We start from the raw sequence: 17,099 nt of genomic DNA, 5'->3' as shown, positions 1-17,099 counted from the left end.
CGGGCGCCGCCGCCTAGCGCCATTGGAAATACTCGCGGTGGATGTTGGCCCGGCGGACTCCGGCTGCCCGGAAGGCCTTCCGGAACTGGCGCAGCATGGTGTCCGGGCCGCCCATGAACACCGACAGCCTGCGCGGTTCGGTGCCCACGGCTTCCAGGACCGACTCAGGGGTCAGGCGGCCGTCCGCCGCGGTGTCCACCATGTGGACCATAAGCCGCGGATGGTTCCTGGCGACGGCGGCGATCTCGTCGGCGAACGGGGAGGGTCCCGCCGACGTGACGAAGAAATGGACGTTTTCATGCAGTTCCCCGTCGAGTGACCGGAGCCAGCTGAGGAACGGCGTGATGCCCACGCCGCCGGCGATCCAGACCTGGTCAAATGTGCCGCGGTGCCGGTCGAAACGTCCGTAGGGGCCGCCGACCACCGCCGGCATCCCCGGCTGGATGACGTCCGGAAGCCTGGTGGTGTGGTCCCCCAGAGCCTTCACCGTGATGCTGATGCCGCCCTCGCCCGCGGGCCCGGAAATGGAAAATGGATGCCGCTGCCAGCCTTCTGCCGTTTCCAGGTAGATCATGGCAAACTGCCCGGGTTTGAAACCCAGGGGGCGGCCCAGGGGACGGAGGGCCACCTCCACCAGGTCCGCAGCGACCGTCCGGACGCCCGATACCTGGTAATCGTGGTGCGGCAGGAAGTGGCGGGAAAGCAGCTCCCGATAGGCATAGAACGCCAGACCCGTCGCCCCGATGGCCACGTAGCTCCACCGCAACGCGGGGGCCGCCTCGAAGGCGCTGGCATCCAGCAGGCCGTGCAGGAATCCGGCAGCCACGAACAGTCCGGTCAGCCGGTGGAAGCCGCGCCAGCGTTCATAGCCACCGAGCACGCGGCCTGCCAGTTGGAAGGCCCGGGTTTGCAGCGAGGCGATGACGACGCGGCGGGCGGACGCCGGAAGCATGGTCCGCCACCGCGGGAGGACAGCCCACACCACCAGCGCAATAAGGCCGCAGATGGCCACCACGGCCAGCGTTTTGCCCAGGCTCGTGGCCTCGGGGCTGGCCGCAAATTCAATGTGCGGCAGCAACAGGACAGTTGCCGTGATGGCCGCCCTCCGGTGCCAGATGGCCGCGTGGTCAATTCCGCCAAAAATCGGTTCGACGTGCGGGAGCGTGCTGACCAGGACCAGGGCGATCGAGTACAGCAGGACCGACTCCCCGCCGAAAAGCTGACCCACGTAGCCAAGGACAGGTTCCCCCGCCGGACGCACCGCGTACCAGAACAAGGCGTACGCCACTGCCAACACCAGCACCGCCCCGGGACCCATCCAGCGGAGGGGCATTCCCAGGATGGCGGCCCGTGGCCTCTTGGCAGGCTTGGTCATTGGCCGGATCCCTTCGTGGTGGCAACCTGCTGCGGATCCAGGCAAAGGACACGCAAAGTGCGGGCCGTTCGTGGCACGCACTCGCAATTCTAGGGAGGGCCACGCGCCGCAGCCGCCTTTTCGGATAATTGAGAAGCGTGGCCTGCTGTGAAAGGTTTACCCCATGACGAACCCGCTGTTGACCCCGAGTCCCTTGCCGTATGGCCTGCCGCCCTTTGCAGTCCTCACCGCTGAGCACTACGGGGAGGCCGTCAGGGCAGGGTTGGCGGAACACGTGCGCGAGATCAACGCCATCACAGACTCTGAAGAGGCCCCGACCTTCGAAAATACTGCACTTGCCATGGAGCGCTCGGGGCAACTGCTGAACCGGGCGGCAGCTGCCTTCTTCACGCTGGTTTCCGCCGACGCCTCGCCGCGGATCAGGGAACTGGAAACGGAACTGTCGCCGCTCCTTTCAGCCCACCAGGACGAGATATATCTCAATCGGGCCTTGTTCGACAGGTTTTCCGCGATCGACACCGACCGCCTCGACGCCGAATCAGGCCGGCTGGTGGAGGAATACCTCAAGGAGTTCCGCCAGTCCGGCATCCAGCTGGACGACGCCGGCCAGGAACACCTGCGGGCCATCAACGCCGAGCTGGCCCGGCTGGGCACCGAATTCGGGCAGCGGGTGAAGGAAGGGATGAAATCGGCCGCCCTGTTGCTCGATGATGCCAGCGACCTGGCGGGCCTGCCGGCGGACGATGTCGCCAGCGCCGCCGAGGCCGCCCGCACCGCTGGGCACGAGGGGAAGTTCCTGCTGACCCTGATCCAACCCAGCAACCAGCCGGCCCTGGCGGCGCTGCAGGACCGGGATGTCCGGCGCCGCCTGTTCGAAGCATCGGTGGCGCGGGGAAGCGATGGCAGCAGCCTGGACGTCCTGGACCTGGCCCGGTCCACGGCCGGCCTGCGGGCCGAGAAAGCCCGGCTGTTGGGCTTCGCCAATTACGCCGAGCTCGTGGCGGACCGGCAAACGGCGCCTGACTTCCAGGCGGTCCACACCATGCTGAACCGGATGGCCCCGGCTGCCGTCCGCAATGCCGACGCCGAGGCGGCAGCCCTGGCGGAAATTGCCGGCCACCCCCTGGAACCCTGGGACTGGGCTTTCTATTCGGCCATGGTGCGGCGGGACAAGTACGACGTCGACGAACAGGCCCTACGCCCGTACTTCGAACTGGACCGGGCCATCACGGACGGCGTCTTCTTCGCCGCCACAGCACTGTACGGGATCACGTTCCACGAGCGGACCGACCTCCAGGGCTACCACCCGGACGTACGGATCTGGGAGGTCCGCGATGAAGACGGCGCCGGCCTGGGCCTGTTCCTCGGTGACTACTTCGCCCGCGAAACCAAGCGCGGCGGGGCATGGATGAACTCGCTCGTTGAACAGTCGGCGCTGCTGGAGTCCAGGCCCGTGGTGATCAACACCCTCAATATTTCCAAACCGGCGGCCGGTGAACCCACGCTGTTGACCCTGGATGAGCTGCGCACCTTGTTCCACGAATTCGGCCACGCACTCCATGGCCTGTTGTCAGCGGTCACCTATCCGCGCTTCGCCGGGACGTCCGTGCCGCGGGATTTTGTTGAGTACCCATCCCAGGTCAACGAAATGTGGATCATGTGGCCCGACGTGCTGTCCAACTACGCCCGCCATCACGTCACCGGGGAGCCGTTGCCCCGGGCCGTCGTGGAGCGGCTGGACGAATCGCGGTTGTGGGGAGAAGGTTTCGCCACCACGGAGTACCTCGGCGCGGCACTTCTCGACCTCGCCTGGCACGTGCTGGAGCCGGGAGATATCCCTGATGACGCACTTGCCTTTGAGGCGAAGGCCCTTGCAGCGGCCGGAGTCGGACACCGCCTGATTCCGCCGCGGTACCGGACCGGGTACTTCCAGCACATCTTCGCGGGGGCGGGCTACGCGGCAGGTTATTACTCCTACATCTGGAGCGAGGTGCTCGACGCCGAGACCGTCGAGTGGTTTAAGGAGAACGGCGGCCTGTCCCGGGCCAACGGGGACTTCTTCCGCACCGAACTGCTCTCCCGCGGCAACAGCCGCGACCCGCTGGAGTCCTTCCGGGCCTTCCGCGGCCGGGACGCCCGGCTGGATCCGCTGCTCAAGCGCCGCGGCCTGGAGTAACGCCGCATCGATTGCCCAGTAAGCGTCGTTTAGAGCCCCCAAAACGACAAGTACGGAGCAATCGATGCAAAAGAACGACGCCGGTCCCCCACCAAGAGAGGTGAGGAACCGGCGTCGTACTATAAAGAAAAGCACGACGGTGGGTGCTGATCCGGCAGCGTGCGTAAAAGGGGCCCCGCCCCCAGCCACCACCAAAAAATGGCGGCAGCGGAAGGCGGGGAATAGCACGCCGAGGATCAGCGCCCACCGGGCGCGGAAGCGACTTACCAGCCGCGTTCGGCCAGGCGGTGCGGCTGGGGGATTTCGTCGACGTTGATGCCCACCATGGCTTCGCCCAGGCCGCGGGAGGCCTTGGCGATGACGTCGGGGTCATCGAAGAAGGTGGTGGCCTTGACGACGGCGGCGGCGCGCTGGGCCGGGTTGCCGGACTTGAAGATGCCGGAGCCGACGAACACGCCGTCGGCGCCGAGCTGCATCATCATGGCGGCGTCAGCCGGGGTGGCGATGCCGCCGGCGGTGAACAGCACGACGGGCAGCTTGCCGGCAGCGGCAACTTCCTTGACCAGTTCGTACGGTGCCTGCAGTTCCTTGGCCGCGACGTAGAGCTCGTCTTCGGGGAGGGCGGCGAGCTTGGCGATCTCGGAGCGGATCTTGCGCATGTGGCCGGTGGCGTTGGAGACGTCGCCGGTGCCGGCCTCGCCCTTGGAGCGGATCATGGCCGCGCCCTCGTTGATGCGGCGCAGGGCCTCACCGAGGTTGGTGGCACCGCAGACGAAGGGAACCTTGAAGTTCCACTTGTCGATGTGGTTGACGTAGTCGGCCGGGGTCAGGACCTCGGACTCGTCGATGTAGTCCACACCGAGGGACTGCAGGACCTGGGCCTCGACGAAGTGGCCGATGCGGGCCTTGGCCATGACCGGGATGGACACGGCGTCAATGATCTGGTCGATCATGTCGGGATCGGACATGCGGGACACGCCGCCCTGGGCGCGGATATCGGCCGGAACACGCTCCAGCGCCATGACTGCCACGGCACCGGCGTCTTCGGCGATGCGGGCCTGCTCGACGTTGACGACGTCCATGATGACGCCGCCCTTGAGCATCTCGGCCATGCCGCGCTTCACGCGGCTGCTGCCCGTGACGCTGTTCGCGGACGAACCGGCCTCGTTGCTTACATCAGGTGTAGACACAAAAACCCCTATGGGTAGACAGATGATCTTCGCCGGGCATGCGGCGGCAGCTGCCGGAGGTGCACGCACGGATTGCCGGGTCGCTTGACCGGGCACTTATATACTAGTCCCCCTCCGCACGGCAGGCTTAATCATGTCTAATCCGCGGGCGTGGGCTCCGCCAACGCCTGCCGGCGCACGGAAGTGATGCGCTGGACCACCGTCACAAGGCTTGCCGCCGCCAAGAGGACCAGTGTCGCCAGGAGCACCACCGAGGGCAGGCCCAACCCCGTGAGGCCGGTCACCACCAGGACGGACACCAAGCGTTCAGCCCGCTCCGCGATCCCCACATTGGCGGTGAACCCCAACGACTCGGCCTTGGCCCGGGCGTACGAGACAACCATGCCCAGGACAAGGCAAACCAAAGCTGCCGTGGCGATGATGACATTGCTGCCGCCGGTGTAGAACCAGACGGCTACCCCGGCAAAGAGCGCGCCATCGGCGACGCGGTCCAGGGTGGAGTCAAGGAAGTTGCCCCAGCGGCTCTTCACGTCCTGCATCCGGGCCATGATGCCGTCCAGGACGTCGGAAAAGATGAAGGCCGTGATAAAAAGCGTTCCCCAGAAGAGCTGGCCCAGCGGGTAGAACACCAAAGCCCCCACGGCCACACCGAGGGTTCCCGCAATGGTGACCGCGTCCGGGGACACGCCCATCCGAAGCAGCCAACGGGCCAGCGGGGTGAACAGTGCGGTGAAGAATCCGCGGGCGTGCCTATTCAGCATCCGACTCCCCGGGCCAGGCCTGGGCCACTTGTTGACGGACCTCGTCGAGGGTCTGGGTGATGGCCTTGGTCTGGGCAATGATCGGGAAGAAGTTGCCGTCCCCGCCCCAGCGCGGAACGATGTGCTGGTGCAGGTGGGCGGAAATGCCTGCTCCGCCGACAACGCCCTGGTTCATGCCAAGGTTGAAGCCCCCTGGATTGGATACTTTGCGCAGGACCCGCATGGCCGTCTGGGTGAGCTCGGCGAATTCGGCTGTTTCCTCACGGGTCAGGTCCGTGTAGTCCGGGATATGCCGGTAGGGGCACACCAGAAGGTGGCCGGGGTTGTAGGGAAACAGGTTCAGCACCACGTAACAGGTCCTGCCCCGGTAGACGATCAGCGCTTCTTCGTCTGTGCGGGCGGGCCCTGTGCAGAACGGGCAATCGTCTTCGTTCTTGAACTGGTGCTGGCCGCCCTTGATGTAGGCCATGCGGTGCGGAGTCCACAGGCGCTGGAAGGCGTCCGGGACACCGGCGAGGTCGAAATCGTCGGTAACGCCGGCATCACCTGGATACCCTGCGCCTGTGTTCTCCTGCACTCTGCTGCTTCCGTTCGGCTAGCTGGTCCGGTTGCGGACGGCTTCGGTGATCCGCTTGACCGCTTCGGCCACGGGCACGCCGTTGTCCTGGCTGCCGTCGCGGAAGCGGAAGGACACGGCTCCTGCCTCCGCGTCGTCGCCGCCGGCGATGAGCACGAATGGAATCTTGTCCTTGCTGGCAGTGCGGATCTTCTTGGGGAACCGGTCCGAGGAGGTGTCCACCTCGGCGCGGATTCCCGCCGCTTTAAGCTCGTCGACGACGTCGAACATGTACTCGTTGAAGGCCTCCGCCACGGGGATGCCCACCACTTGGACCGGGGCCAGCCAGGCGGGGAACGCGCCGGCGTAGTGCTCGGTCAGGACGCCCATGAAGCGCTCCACGGATCCAAACAGCGCACGGTGGATCATCACGGGGCGCTGGCGGGTTCCGTCCGCGGCCTGGAACTCGAGTTCGAACCGTTCGGGCAGGTTGAAGTCCAACTGGATGGTGGACATCTGCCAGGTCCGGCCGAGCGCGTCCTTGGCCTGCACGGAGATCTTGGGTCCGTAGAACGCGGCTCCGCCCAGGTCCGGCACCAGTTCCAGCCCGGACTCCTGTGCCACCTCGGCGAGGGTCCTGGTGGCTTCCTCCCAGGTGGCGTCGTCGCCCACGTACTTCTCCGGGTCCTTGGTGGACAGTTCCAGGTAGAAGTCGTTCAGTCCGTAGTCCTTGAGCAGGTCCAGGACGAAGGTCAGGGTCTTGGTGAGCTCGTCCTTCATCTGCTCGCGGGTGCAATAGATGTGGGCGTCGTCCTGTGTCATGCCGCGGACGCGGGTCAGGCCATGCACCACGCCGGACTTCTCGTACCGGTACACCGAACCGAATTCGAACAGTCGAAGGGGCAGTTCGCGGTAGGACCGGCCGCGGGCGCGGAAGATGAGGTTGTGCATGGGGCAGTTCATCGGCTTCAGGTAGTAATCCTGGCCGGGCTTGCGCACGGTGCCGTCCTCATTGAGTTCGGCGTCCACGTGCATGGCGGGGAACATGCCGTCCTTGTACCAGTCCAGGTGCCCGGAGACTTCGTACAGGTGGCCCTTGGTGATGTGCGGGGTGTAGACGAACTCGTAGCCGGCCTCGACGTGGCGCTGGCGGGAGTAATCCTCCATCTCCTTGCGGATAATGCCGCCCTTGGGGTGGAACACCGGCAGGCCGGAGCCAAGCTCGTCCGGGAAGGAGAAGAGGTCAAGTTCGGAGCCGAGCTTGCGGTGGTCGCGGCGTTCGGCCTCGGCAATGCGCTCCTGGTAGGCCTTCAGCGCGTCCTTGGTGGGCCAGGCGGTTCCATAGATGCGCTGCAGCTGCTGGTTCTTCTGGTTGCCCAGCCAGTAGGCAGACGAGGACCGGGTCAGCGCGAAGGCGTTGGAGATGAGCTTGGTGTTGGGCAAGTGCGGGCCACGGCAGAGGTCGCACCAGACAGTGGTGCCTTCCTTGCGCTCCACGTTGTCGTAAATGGTGATGTCACCGGCGCCGACCTCGACGTTAACGCCCTCCCCGGCCTCGGCAGCGCCGTCCTTCTTGCCCAGCAGTTCAAGCTTGTAGGGCTCGTCCTTCATGGCCTCGCGGGCCTCGTCCTCGCTGACCACGCGGCGGACGAATTTCTGGTTCTGGTTGACGATTTTGAGCATCATCTTTTCGAGGGTCTTGAGGTCCTCAGGGGTGAAAGGCTCGGCCACGTCGAAATCGAAGTAGAAACCGTCGGTGATGTAGGGGCCGATGCCAAGCTTGGCGTCGGGACGCAGCTGCTGCACTGCCTGCGCCATCACGTGGGCAGTGGAGTGGCGCAGGACGTTCAGGCCGTCGGGGGAATCGATGGTGACGCCCTCCACTTCGGCGCCCTCGGGAAGTTCCTGGTCAAGGTCCTTCAATTCGCCGTTGACGCGGGCTACAACAACGTCACGGCGCTCAAAGAAGAGTTCCGCACCGGTTGTCCCGGTAGTCACCTTGGTCTCTTCGCCATCGACGAGAAGGGTGATCTGCTGGGCATCTGACACGGGTGTCTCCTATTCAAAGTTCAGGCTTCATAGCTTGTGGCATACGGGGACCACAGCCAGCCATCGTCAATGCTATAGGTTCCGACTGGGGCCGACCAACGCGGCGGGTGGTGCCCGGGGCTTGGTTCAGCCGCTGAAACCGGTGATGGCCAGTGCCCTGCTGATGCCGTCAAGGGGATGTGGACCGTCAGAGTCCGGATGCGGTGTTGATTCCAGGAACGGCAAAGTCGCGGTCCTGGCCAGGTCCCAGGCCATGCTCGCGCTCAGGCTGATGCCCCGGGGTCCGGTCCTTCTGGTGGTGCCCCGGATCAACAGCAAACGGGTGCCAAAAAGGAGGGGCCCTGCACTCTCCTGGGCCTCATGGAAGAAGACTGAGTCCACGCAGCCTGTACCGTCGTCGATGCTGATGAACACAACCCGCCTTCCGCCGCGCATGGGAGGGGTCTGGGTGGCCACCCGCACACCGGCCACCAGGACCTCGGTGCCGTTGCGCAGGCTGAGGAGTGAGTCAGCAGTGGTGACGCCAAGCTTGTCCAGTAACGGCCGGTGGCTGTCCATCAGGTGGCTGCTGACATCGACGGCCATGAGATCGAGTTCGGCCCTGACATTCTCCACCAGGGTGGGTGCCGGGAGTCCGGGTTTGATATTTCGCAGTTCAACATCCCCCAAGGGCAGGGAAAGTTGCCCTTCAAGGACTTCAACTCCCTTCCGTGCCCCTTTGCCTGCTTGGAGTTGTTGGAGGTGTTGCACAAGATCGGCCCGGTTTGCGTGGCCTCCCGCTTCACGGTGCAGTGAATCGAAGGCGCCCAGCTGCGCCAGGCGCCGGATGCTGGGCTTGCTGAGCCGCGAGCGCGCCCTGAGGTCCGCCAAAGAGTCGTAGGGCTGTCCGGCGACAATCCGCTTCAATTCCGTCGCTGAGAGCCCGTAAATACCGTTCAGGCTCAATCGGATACCCAATTTTCCCTGGTCCTTGCCTTCCTCCACCCGTTCCACCCGGTACTCCGCCTGGCTGCGGTTGATGTCCAGGGGCAGGATGGGGATGCCAAGACGCCGGGCTTCGGCTACCAGCAGCCGCTTGGGATACATTCCCGGGTCATGCTCCCAGAGCCCGGCGAGGAACGCTTCCGGATGGTGGGCCTTGAGCCAGGCAGACTGGTAGGTGGGCACGGCAAAAGCGGCACCGTGGGCCTTGCAGAAACCAAAGCTGCCAAAGGCCTTGAGGGTTCCCCAGACCTTGTCCACCACGTCAGGAGCGTAATTGCGGGCACGGGCTTCGCGGCGGAAGAATTCCTCCACCGCAGTCTCCAGCGCTTCGTTGCCCAAGGCGCGCCTGAATTCGTCCGCGCGGGCCAGCCCACAACCGGTCATGACATTGAACGTCTTGAGGATCTGCTCATGGAAGACCGTCACTCCATGGGTTTCCTGGAGAACGGGCTTGAGGTCCGGGTGCGGATACACCTCCGGGGCGAACCCATGGCGGTGTTCCAGGAAGGGACGGACCATGTCCGATTTCATGGGTCCCGGCCGGAACAAGGAGATGTCGATAATGAGGTCGTTGAACTCCCGGGGTGCCAGCTTTCCAATCAGTTCCCGCTGGCCCGGGGATTCGATCTGGAAACACCCGAGGGTGTGGGTGCTGCGGATCAGCTCATAGGTCGGTTCGTCATCGAGGGGGACGGCGTTGAGGTCGATCCGGCCGTCAGCGGCGATGTAGTCAGGTCCCCTGCCATCCGGACCTGCCGGGTGGCGGCCAGCAGCCACCACCTCGGCCTTGGAAGGGTGCAGGCGGATCACTTCCCGGACCGCGAAGGCCATGGCGCTCTGCATCCTGACGCCGAGGACATCGAGTTTGAGCATTCCCATGGGGTCCATGTCGTGTTTATCGAACTGGCTCATGGGCAGGCCCAGGCCGCTGGGCTGGACAGGGGTGCGGTCCAGGAGCGTGGCGTCTCCCAGGATGACACCGCAGGGGTGCATCGAGATATGCCGGGGCAGCCGGTCCAGCCGCTCCGTCAGGTCGACCAGAAGGTCCAGCTGCTGGTTTCCGTCGGCGTCTTTGTGCTCCACCCGGCCGGCGAACTCCTTGAGTTCGGGTTTTTCCTGCAGCGCTTCGCGGAATTTCCTGGCCGAGAACCGCCACAACTGCTTGGCAATCTCCCCCACCTCGTCATCGTCCATCCCCAACGCCATCCCGGCGTCGCGCACTGCCCCGCGGGCCCGGTAGCCGTTTTGCATGCTCATCAGGGTGACGCGCTCTGAGCCGAAGCGTTCGAAGATTTGGCGGTAGACGTTGTGGCGTTCAGCGCTTTCAACGTCGATGTCGATGTCCGGCAGGGTGGCACGGTCGTTGGAGAGGAACCGTTCAAAGATGAGATCGTGCTGCAGCGGATTTACGTGGCTTACCTCGATCAAATAATTGACCAGGCTGGACGCCCCGGACCCACGGGCTGCCGCCCTGACTCCCATGTCCTGGATCATCCGGGATACCTCTGCCACAGTCAGGAAGTAGGACGAGAACCCCAGGTTCCGGATGATCCCCAGCTCATGCTCAAGCCGAGCCAGCATCGTTTTTTCGTCGTGTCCGCCGATCCCCGGGAACCGCCTGCCAATTCCGGCATGGCACCGCTGGATGAGTTCCATATGCGGATCCCGGGTAATGCCAATGACTGATGCCTCCGGCACCACGGGCTGCTTCCATCCCATGTCCGAGGTGGGGTCCATCCGGCAGAGGTCGGCGAGCGCCTCGGTTTGGGCCATCAGTTGCTTGAGGTCAGCGGCCCCATACCCTGCTGCGGTAATGATTTCCTTTCCCAGGCCGAGCATCTGTTCCGCGGTTTTCAGCCACCCCTGGCCTGTGGGCTGGAGCAGCGGTTCCCCTGCCAGCTCCGGCAGGGACTTCAGCGTCCGGGCAGAGTCAAGGACATCCGCGGTTGGCGCCCCGTCCGCAGCGCAATACCGCACCGCGTTGCTGAGGATGGCGGGGACGTGGTGTTCTTCGGCGAGCCGGAGCATGCGGACTGCATGGGCAGTGCTGAGGGGGAAGCCGGGCGCGCTGAGCTGGGAGACGATTTCTGCAACGACGGTTCCCGCGGGCATGGCATCCAGCCATTGTTTGAAAAGGGTTCGGGGACGGAGGTACCGCCTGCCTCCCATGGCCTTGCCGACGTCGGAATCCGGTCCAATCAGCACGGTCAGCACCGGTTTGAGCGTTGCCGGGTCGAGGGTCCGGGAGGCCAATTCGGCGCGGGTGATCGCTACCGGCACTGTTCCCCCGGCCTTCCCGGAGGTCCGGGCGTGGGCATCGGAAACCAGCCGGCATAGAGCACGATAACCCGCGCCATTGTTGTGCCCGCGGGCGAGCACCACCACCCGCCCGGCTACCTGCGTGCGGTGGTCCCCGTCGTCGTCGAAGACCGCAAGGTCCACCCCCACGATGGGGTCGATGCCTGCAGCCATGCAGGCTTTGAGGTGCTTGATGGTGCCATACAGGCCGTCCCGGTCGGTGCATGCCAGGGCAGTGGCGCCGTCGCTTGCGGCGGCCTGTGCAAGTTCCTCCGGCCAGGAGACGCCGTAATGGGCGCTGAATGCTGTGGAAACGTGAAGGTGGGTGAAGCTCATGCTGTTCTGGGGCGAAGGGCGTCATGGATCTGCAGCAGCCGCCACCGGCCGCTGCCAACATGCCGGGTGAGGTCGAGGGTCAGGGGTTCTGAAGCATTGTTCCCAGCAGCGGGAAGCACCTGGATTCGCCAGATTTCGTGGTCCACCACGCCAGGGCCGCTCCCCAGGGGAGCCCTGGCGTCTTCAGCCCACCACTGGCGGCGTTCATACCACCGGACGGGGTCGGCGCAGACGAGATAGTCCCTGCCTGCCCACGTTAACGATTCAGGCTGCCCGGAGGGGGAACATGCCACGTCTATGGACTCGCTGAACATGCCCATGCGCGCCTCCCGGACGGTTCTTCCCAAATGCTCCATTCGAATATGTGTTCGAATAAATCAAGTCTACGCCGGGGAGCCGGCAAAACATAGGCGGGGGTGGACGGACCGTGCGGCAGGGAGCAGGATGATGGCATGAGTACCGATGACGCACTCCTGAAGCAGGCAAGCATCAAGACCCAGGACTCCACCCTGGTGGCCACGTTCGATATCGATGGCGCCATTCCGGAGTCCGGCGCCTACGTGGTGGGCTTGATGGGAGCCACGCCGGACTATTCAACGCAGCGGCGGCTTTGCATTGAATTCATGAACGGTGAGGCCATTGCCTGCTACGCGTTCAACCGGGACCAGGGAATCGAAGAAGATTACGACCTGTCCGGCGTATCCCACTCGGAAAACACCATTACCGGGAGCTTTCCCGCCACGGCCTTGAACGGGCTCGGGAAAGGACACGTCCTGTCAGCCTTCAGCGAGGCGGACGGGCGGGAGTTCCAGCATGGGGTTCCGGTAGAGGAAACCCTGTAGGGGTTTCCTTAGCTGTTTTCCTTATGGATCTTCAGTTCGAGTTCAATGAACGCGGAGATCATGGCCCGGTAGGTTGACTCGACGATGTCCGGGTCAATGTCTTTTTTCTCTGCCGCGGCCCGGACGTGCTCGATGATCCGCTCCACCCGGCCGGGGGCCCGCACCTCGGCGTCGTCGCCTTTCAGGGTGCCGGCGATCCGGATCAGCCGCTCGCGGCGGGCGATGAGGGCAACAATCTGGTCATCCACCTCATCGACGGCAACCCGGACAGCTGCGAGCTGTTCCCTGTCGGCCTGGGCATCCCGATCGTTTCCTTGAATTGTCGCCATCATCTGACAGTATCGAAGCATGGAGCCAAGAGTCGACTTTATCTCCCTCGGCGTCCGCAGCGTTGACCGGTCGCGGGCCTTCTACATCGACGGCCTCGGCTGGCCGGTCCACCGCGAGGTTGCCGGGGAGGTGCTGTTCATCCAGGTGAACCACGGACTGGTGCTCTCCCTCTGGGACGCCCGGCAGATGCAGGCGGAGGCAGGCGTCAGCCCGCCGGACGGGGTTCCCTGCATCACCCTCAGCCATAACCTGGCCAGCGCCGGGGACGTGGACCGGGTCATGGAAGAGGCCGCAGCGGCGGGGGCAGCCATCATCGCCGAACCCGTTACCCAGCCCTGGGGCGGCTACACGGGGTACTTCGCGGATCCTGACGGCTTCCGCTGGGAAGTCGCCTACAACCCCACGTGGACCGTGGACGACGCCGGCACGGTCACCGTGTGACGGCGTCCGCACCCTGGGCAGTGGCTGCTAGAACAGTAACTCCACAGGGCGGATCAGGTCCGGTCCGTTGTTGCGGACGTTCCCCACGTCCTTGCCCACGGACTCCACGTGCCAGTCGGCGGCAGCTTCCTTGACCCCGGCCCGCACCAGGTCCACAAGGGCGGCTGCGTCGTCAGCCTGCGGGTCCAGCCAAGCCTGCGTGGTGGCCTTGTCCATGGGCAGGGGCACGCGGTCGTGCAGTTCCGTCAGCTTCCCGAAGATGGTGGATTCAGTCCCGGGCGGTGGGGTGTCCGCCGTGAGGATGGAAGTGGACAGCAGCCAGCGCCCTGGTTCCCCTTCCGGAATGGACGGGTCCTTCCACCACTCGTAAAGGCCGGCGAATACCAGCCCGTGGTCCTCACCGGGGTGCACATAATAGGGCTGCTTGGACTTCCCGGGCCCTTGCTTCCATTCGTAGTACCCGTCGGCGGGGACGGCGCAGCGGCGTGACTTCACGGCCTTCCTGAACGCAGGCTTCTCCAGCACCGATTCGCTGCGGGCGTTGATCATGCGCGACCCGATCCCGGGATCCTTGGCCCAGGACGGGACCAGGCCCCAGCGGGCCACATGCAACTGCCGTACCTGCCGGGCCCCTGCAGCATCCTCCACCAGCCGCTCCAGGACGATGGGGACGGCGTCCGTTGGCGCTACGTTCCACGACGGCGGGATGCTGACCTCCTCCTCCAACTCGGCGTCGAACTCGGCCAGCAGGTCCCCCACGGCGCGTGCCATTACGTAGCGTCCACACATGGGACCAGCATGCCACCGTCGCCACATACTGTCATGCAGCCGCCCCGCCGCCCCGGAAAGTCCGGGAATACCGGCGGCCACGCTACCGTTGACCGTAAGGAAACCTTTCAAGCGACGTTTAGGAGATCCGCGTGGACTTCACTCCCGAATCCGGCACCATCACCATGTTTTCCACTACTTGGTGCGGCTACTGCAACCGGCTGAAGAAGCAGCTGGACGCAAAGGGCATCGGCTACACGGAAATCAACATCGAAGAGGTGGACGGCACCGCCGAACTCGTGGAGAAGCTGAATGGCGGCAACCGCACCGTTCCCACCGTCCTGTTCCCGGACGGTTCCGCTGCCACCAACCCGTCAGCTGCTGAGGTCCAGAGCAGGCTCGCTGCCTAAGCGGCAGGAGACAGCCGGCTTCGCGCCGAAGAAACCGATGCGGGTCACGCCCCCAGGCTGCTGAAGGAAGCAGTTTCCAGGGCGGCGTGGCCCGCATACGTTTCCAGGAGGGCATGCTCCACGGCCGCCACATCCAGCCCGGGTACCAGGTCGTCGGCGGCGCCGGCCGTGGACGGGTCCCAGTCCAGGCCGAGGGCGGCATAGCTGTCCGTGAGCACCTTCCGGATCGGGCCTGAATCCTCCACCAAAATCACCGAGCTGAACAGCCAGCCACCGGAAACCACCCGTTGGGCGGTGCCGACCAGCTTCACGCGGCGGGAGCTGTCGGCCGCATCGGTTCCGTGCACACTGAACTCGCCGGGGCAGTATTCGCCGGGAATTTCCCCTACCGCGGCCTGGACCCCGACGCTTCGCAGAGCCTGGGCAAAGAGCTCACCGAAATAGGCGAACCGGGCTTTGGACCCGGCTACTGCGTCGGCGTCCGGTTCGATGTGGTCCACCACCAAGGTCCCCTGGTGGTAGGCGGCGGCCCGTCCCCCGGCCCTGCGGACCAAGGGCTCAAATCCGTTGGCCAGGCAGGCCCGTGCGGCCGCATCAAATCCGGGCAACCGGGTGTCCCGTTGCCCGAAGGCGACGGTGGGAGCGGGCCGGTACAGGCGCAGGGTGGGACCGAGGCTGCCTGACCTGGCCCTGGCCAGCAGCTCCAGCCCGAATTCGAGGTCACGTCCCGCGCCGAGGGACACGTCCTGCCGCACCACAGTCAGCGGGCGGGCGTCGGTACCGGTGTGGTGCATTGTTGCTGAACTCCCTGGGGTCGATGGCCGCCGGCGGACAGGCCTCCCTTAGGTTACGCCCGACGACGGCACGGGCCTTAACGGCCCCGGCGCCCTGCCCACACTGCGTGCATCAAGGGAACGGCAGAAACGGCCATCAGGACGTTGCCGAAAACCAGGTCGTCAGAGCGGACGATGGCGCCCGCCACCAGCAGCGCACCGAACACCAGGGCCGAACCGGAGCGCCGCGCCGCCCTTTCCAGCCGGGCAGCCTGCCGCTCCAGCCGCGGGACTGCGACCTCAAGCGATCCTTCCTCGAGCCGGCCGGCCAGGGCGTCCAGCCTGCCGGGCAGGCGGAAGGCGGTAGCGGCGGCATCGAGGGCCTGCCGGGCCACGTCCTGGACCACGTTGCCGCGTTCGTTCCGCAGCAGCTGCGCGGCGTAGGGTTCCACTGAGTCCCAGAGGTTGAAGCGCTCATCCAGGGCGCTGCATACCCCTGACGTCAGGGACATGGCGCGGATGATCAGGAGGAAGTTCTCCGGCAGCTGGAATGGCAGCGAGCGGACCACGTCACCGAATTCCACCGCGAAGTCGCGGAACTCGCGGGGGTCCACCTCGCGGAGTTCGGCAAAGCCCATGCCGCCGAAGCGGGCGAAAAGCTGGGTCATGGCCCGTTCCAGTCCTGCGCTGTCCGCCGACGGCATCAGCACGCCGACGTCGTTGATCGCCGCCACGAGTCCCTTGCCGTCGCGCGCGGCCGCAGCGATCAGGAGCTTCCGCAGGCCGCTGCGAGTGGAAGCCGTGACCTCCCCCATCATGCCGAAGTCGATGAACGTCAGCTTCCAGCCAGGTCCCCCCGTCCCTGCAGGGACAGGCGTGACGAAGATGTTGCCCGGATGCGGGTCGGCATGGAAGAACCCGTTGGTGAAGAGCTGGTCGAACATGATGGACGCGAAAACGGGGGCCACCGCGGCGGGATCGATGCCGGCGGTCCGGAGCGCTCCCGCATCGGTGATTTTGATGGCCGTGACGTCCTCGAGCGTGAGTACGCGGCGGGTGGTGCGCTCCCAGACGACTTCCGGCACTGCGACCCTGGCGTCGCCGGCAAAGTCTGCGGCGAAGCGTTCGGCGTTGACGGCCTCGTGCAGGTAGTCAATCTCCTGCAGGCTGATCTGGGCGAATTCCTCCACCAGCGCCGGCATGTCCGCGCGGCGGGAGACGAGGCGGACATGGCTGAGCCAACCGGCCACCTTCCGAAGGGCGGCGAGGTCGACGTCGACGATCGCGCCGATGCCCGGACGCTGTACCTTCATGACGACGGCGTCCAGGCCCGTATCTTCGGCGTCCAGGAGATTCAGGCGGGCGCGGTGGGCCTGGCCCAGGGAGGCGGCCGCAATCGCGGATTCGTCCACGCTGGCGTAGACCCGGCCCACGGGGGCACCCAGTTCACGCTCTGCCAGGGCGGCGATCAGCGGGAAGGCCACGGGCGGCACCTCGTCCTGAAGCCCTTCGAGTTCTTTGGTGATTTCGGGCGGGAGAACGTCGAGCCGGGAGGACAGGAATTGCCCCACCTTGATCATCAGGCCGCCGAGGTCGATGGCCAGGTCGTGGAACCGGCGGGCAAAGTTCTGCATCCGTCGGGACCGTGTCCGCGTGGAGATGCTGCCCAGCCCCACCCTGGGCAGCAGCAGTTCGAACCACCACGTGGTGGCAAGATGCCAGGCGGCAAACCGGAGGATCCGCCGGTACCGGCCGCGGTGTTCCCGCATGGGCGACGCCGGGTCGGCCCGGTCCCGTACGGTCAGCGCCA

General features: G+C 65.4%; 15 protein-coding genes. 4 read left to right on the top strand and 11 right to left on the bottom strand.

Annotation, left to right across the window (positions count from 1 at the left end):
• Nucleotides 1-13: 13 nt before the first annotated feature.
• Nucleotides 14-1,375, bottom strand: a complete 1,362-nt coding sequence (locus QRM96_RS00915) for a ferredoxin reductase family protein (RefSeq protein ID WP_285317999.1) — start codon at nt 1,373-1,375, stop codon at nt 14-16.
• Between the two features lie 163 nt (nt 1,376-1,538).
• Here QRM96_RS00915 and QRM96_RS00910 point away from each other — a divergent pair, with 163 nt between their 5' ends.
• Nucleotides 1,539-3,551, top strand: coding sequence for a M3 family metallopeptidase (locus QRM96_RS00910; RefSeq protein ID WP_285317997.1), 2,013 nt, complete (start codon nt 1,539-1,541; stop codon nt 3,549-3,551).
• Between the two features lie 263 nt (nt 3,552-3,814).
• Here the strand turns inward: QRM96_RS00910 and pdxS are convergent, their stop codons facing one another.
• The 6 genes from pdxS to QRM96_RS00880 form a co-directional block, all read right to left on the bottom strand.
• On the bottom strand, nt 3,815-4,741 hold the full coding sequence (gene pdxS / locus QRM96_RS00905) for a pyridoxal 5'-phosphate synthase lyase subunit PdxS (protein ID WP_026264497.1): 927 nt from the start codon (nt 4,739-4,741) through the stop codon (nt 3,815-3,817).
• Between the two features lie 137 nt (nt 4,742-4,878).
• A complete protein-coding gene (gene pgsA, locus QRM96_RS00900; RefSeq protein ID WP_133831607.1) occupies nt 4,879-5,502 on the bottom strand; it encodes a phosphatidylinositol phosphate synthase in 624 nt (207 codons plus the stop codon).
• Complete coding sequence (locus tag QRM96_RS00895) at nt 5,492-6,079, bottom strand: HIT family protein (protein ID WP_109044526.1); 588 nt, start codon at nt 6,077-6,079, stop codon at nt 5,492-5,494. Before QRM96_RS00895 ends, pgsA begins: the two co-directional genes overlap by 11 nt.
• An 18-nt stretch (nt 6,080-6,097) precedes the next feature.
• Complete coding sequence (gene thrS / locus QRM96_RS00890) at nt 6,098-8,107, bottom strand: threonine--tRNA ligase (protein ID WP_285317995.1); 2,010 nt, start codon at nt 8,105-8,107, stop codon at nt 6,098-6,100.
• Nucleotides 8,108-8,233: 126 nt separating this feature from the next.
• The gene (locus QRM96_RS00885) at nt 8,234-11,725 is read right to left on the bottom strand and encodes a DNA polymerase III subunit alpha (protein WP_285317994.1); all 3,492 of its coding nucleotides are present in this window, start codon (nt 11,723-11,725) and stop codon (nt 8,234-8,236) included.
• Nucleotides 11,722-12,045, bottom strand: a complete 324-nt coding sequence (locus tag QRM96_RS00880; RefSeq protein ID WP_285317993.1) for a DUF6504 family protein — start codon at nt 12,043-12,045, stop codon at nt 11,722-11,724. The genes QRM96_RS00885 and QRM96_RS00880 overlap by 4 nt, the downstream gene beginning before the upstream one ends.
• A gap of 132 nt (nt 12,046-12,177) precedes the next feature.
• Between QRM96_RS00880 and QRM96_RS00875 the strand changes: the two genes are divergently transcribed.
• The gene (locus QRM96_RS00875; protein WP_018761465.1) at nt 12,178-12,567 is read left to right on the top strand and encodes a hypothetical protein; all 390 of its coding nucleotides are present in this window, start codon (nt 12,178-12,180) and stop codon (nt 12,565-12,567) included.
• 8 nt (nt 12,568-12,575) lie between these two features.
• On the opposite strand, the gene QRM96_RS00870 is transcribed toward QRM96_RS00875, so the two are convergent.
• Nucleotides 12,576-12,899, bottom strand: coding sequence for a chorismate mutase (locus tag QRM96_RS00870; RefSeq protein ID WP_285317992.1), 324 nt, complete (start codon nt 12,897-12,899; stop codon nt 12,576-12,578).
• A gap of 16 nt (nt 12,900-12,915) precedes the next feature.
• On the opposite strand from QRM96_RS00870, the gene QRM96_RS00865 reads away from it, so the two are divergent.
• The gene (locus QRM96_RS00865) at nt 12,916-13,338 is read left to right on the top strand and encodes a VOC family protein (protein WP_018761467.1); all 423 of its coding nucleotides are present in this window, start codon (nt 12,916-12,918) and stop codon (nt 13,336-13,338) included.
• A gap of 27 nt (nt 13,339-13,365) precedes the next feature.
• Here the strand turns inward: QRM96_RS00865 and QRM96_RS00860 are convergent, their stop codons facing one another.
• Entirely contained in the window at nt 13,366-14,127 is a 762-nt protein-coding gene (locus tag QRM96_RS00860) for an SOS response-associated peptidase (protein WP_285317990.1), read from the bottom strand.
• 131 nt (nt 14,128-14,258) lie between these two features.
• Here QRM96_RS00860 and QRM96_RS00855 point away from each other — a divergent pair, with 131 nt between their 5' ends.
• Entirely contained in the window at nt 14,259-14,516 is a 258-nt protein-coding gene (locus QRM96_RS00855; RefSeq protein WP_018761469.1) for a mycoredoxin, read from the top strand.
• Between the two features lie 44 nt (nt 14,517-14,560).
• Here the strand turns inward: QRM96_RS00855 and QRM96_RS00850 are convergent, their stop codons facing one another.
• Entirely contained in the window at nt 14,561-15,310 is a 750-nt protein-coding gene (locus QRM96_RS00850) for a lipoate--protein ligase family protein (RefSeq protein WP_285317988.1), read from the bottom strand.
• Between the two features lie 77 nt (nt 15,311-15,387).
• Nucleotides 15,388-17,058, bottom strand: coding sequence for an ABC1 kinase family protein (locus tag QRM96_RS00845; protein ID WP_285318358.1), 1,671 nt, complete (start codon nt 17,056-17,058; stop codon nt 15,388-15,390).
• Nucleotides 17,059-17,099 lie beyond the last annotated feature (41 nt).

It is taken from the genome of Pseudarthrobacter sp. lyk4-40-TYG-27 (genome assembly GCF_030209295.1).
Classification (GTDB): Bacteria; Actinomycetota; Actinomycetes; order Actinomycetales; family Micrococcaceae; genus Arthrobacter.
This window is presented reverse-complemented; position numbering and strand designations above follow the sequence as displayed.

What these genes read in the sequence shown, in the direction of transcription:
- QRM96_RS00850 (WP_285317988.1), bottom strand. Translation starts at nt 15,310, where the DNA reads ATGCACCACACCGGTACCGACGCCCGCCCGCTGACTGTGGTGCGGCAG.
- QRM96_RS00865 (WP_018761467.1), top strand. Translation starts at nt 12,916, where the DNA reads ATGGAGCCAAGAGTCGACTTTATCTCCCTCGGCGTCCGCAGCGTTGAC.
- QRM96_RS00915 (WP_285317999.1), bottom strand. Translation starts at nt 1,375, where the DNA reads ATGACCAAGCCTGCCAAGAGGCCACGGGCCGCCATCCTGGGAATGCCC.
- QRM96_RS00885 (WP_285317994.1), bottom strand. Translation starts at nt 11,725, where the DNA reads ATGAGCTTCACCCACCTTCACGTTTCCACAGCATTCAGCGCCCATTAC.
- QRM96_RS00870 (WP_285317992.1), bottom strand. Translation starts at nt 12,899, where the DNA reads ATGATGGCGACAATTCAAGGAAACGATCGGGATGCCCAGGCCGACAGG.
- QRM96_RS00860 (WP_285317990.1), bottom strand. Translation starts at nt 14,127, where the DNA reads ATGTGTGGACGCTACGTAATGGCACGCGCCGTGGGGGACCTGCTGGCC.
- pgsA (WP_133831607.1), bottom strand. Translation starts at nt 5,502, where the DNA reads ATGCTGAATAGGCACGCCCGCGGATTCTTCACCGCACTGTTCACCCCG.
- QRM96_RS00880 (WP_285317993.1), bottom strand. Translation starts at nt 12,045, where the DNA reads ATGGGCATGTTCAGCGAGTCCATAGACGTGGCATGTTCCCCCTCCGGG.
- QRM96_RS00845 (WP_285318358.1), bottom strand. Translation starts at nt 17,058, where the DNA reads ATGCGGGAACACCGCGGCCGGTACCGGCGGATCCTCCGGTTTGCCGCC.
- QRM96_RS00910 (WP_285317997.1), top strand. Translation starts at nt 1,539, where the DNA reads ATGACGAACCCGCTGTTGACCCCGAGTCCCTTGCCGTATGGCCTGCCG.
- QRM96_RS00875 (WP_018761465.1), top strand. Translation starts at nt 12,178, where the DNA reads ATGAGTACCGATGACGCACTCCTGAAGCAGGCAAGCATCAAGACCCAG.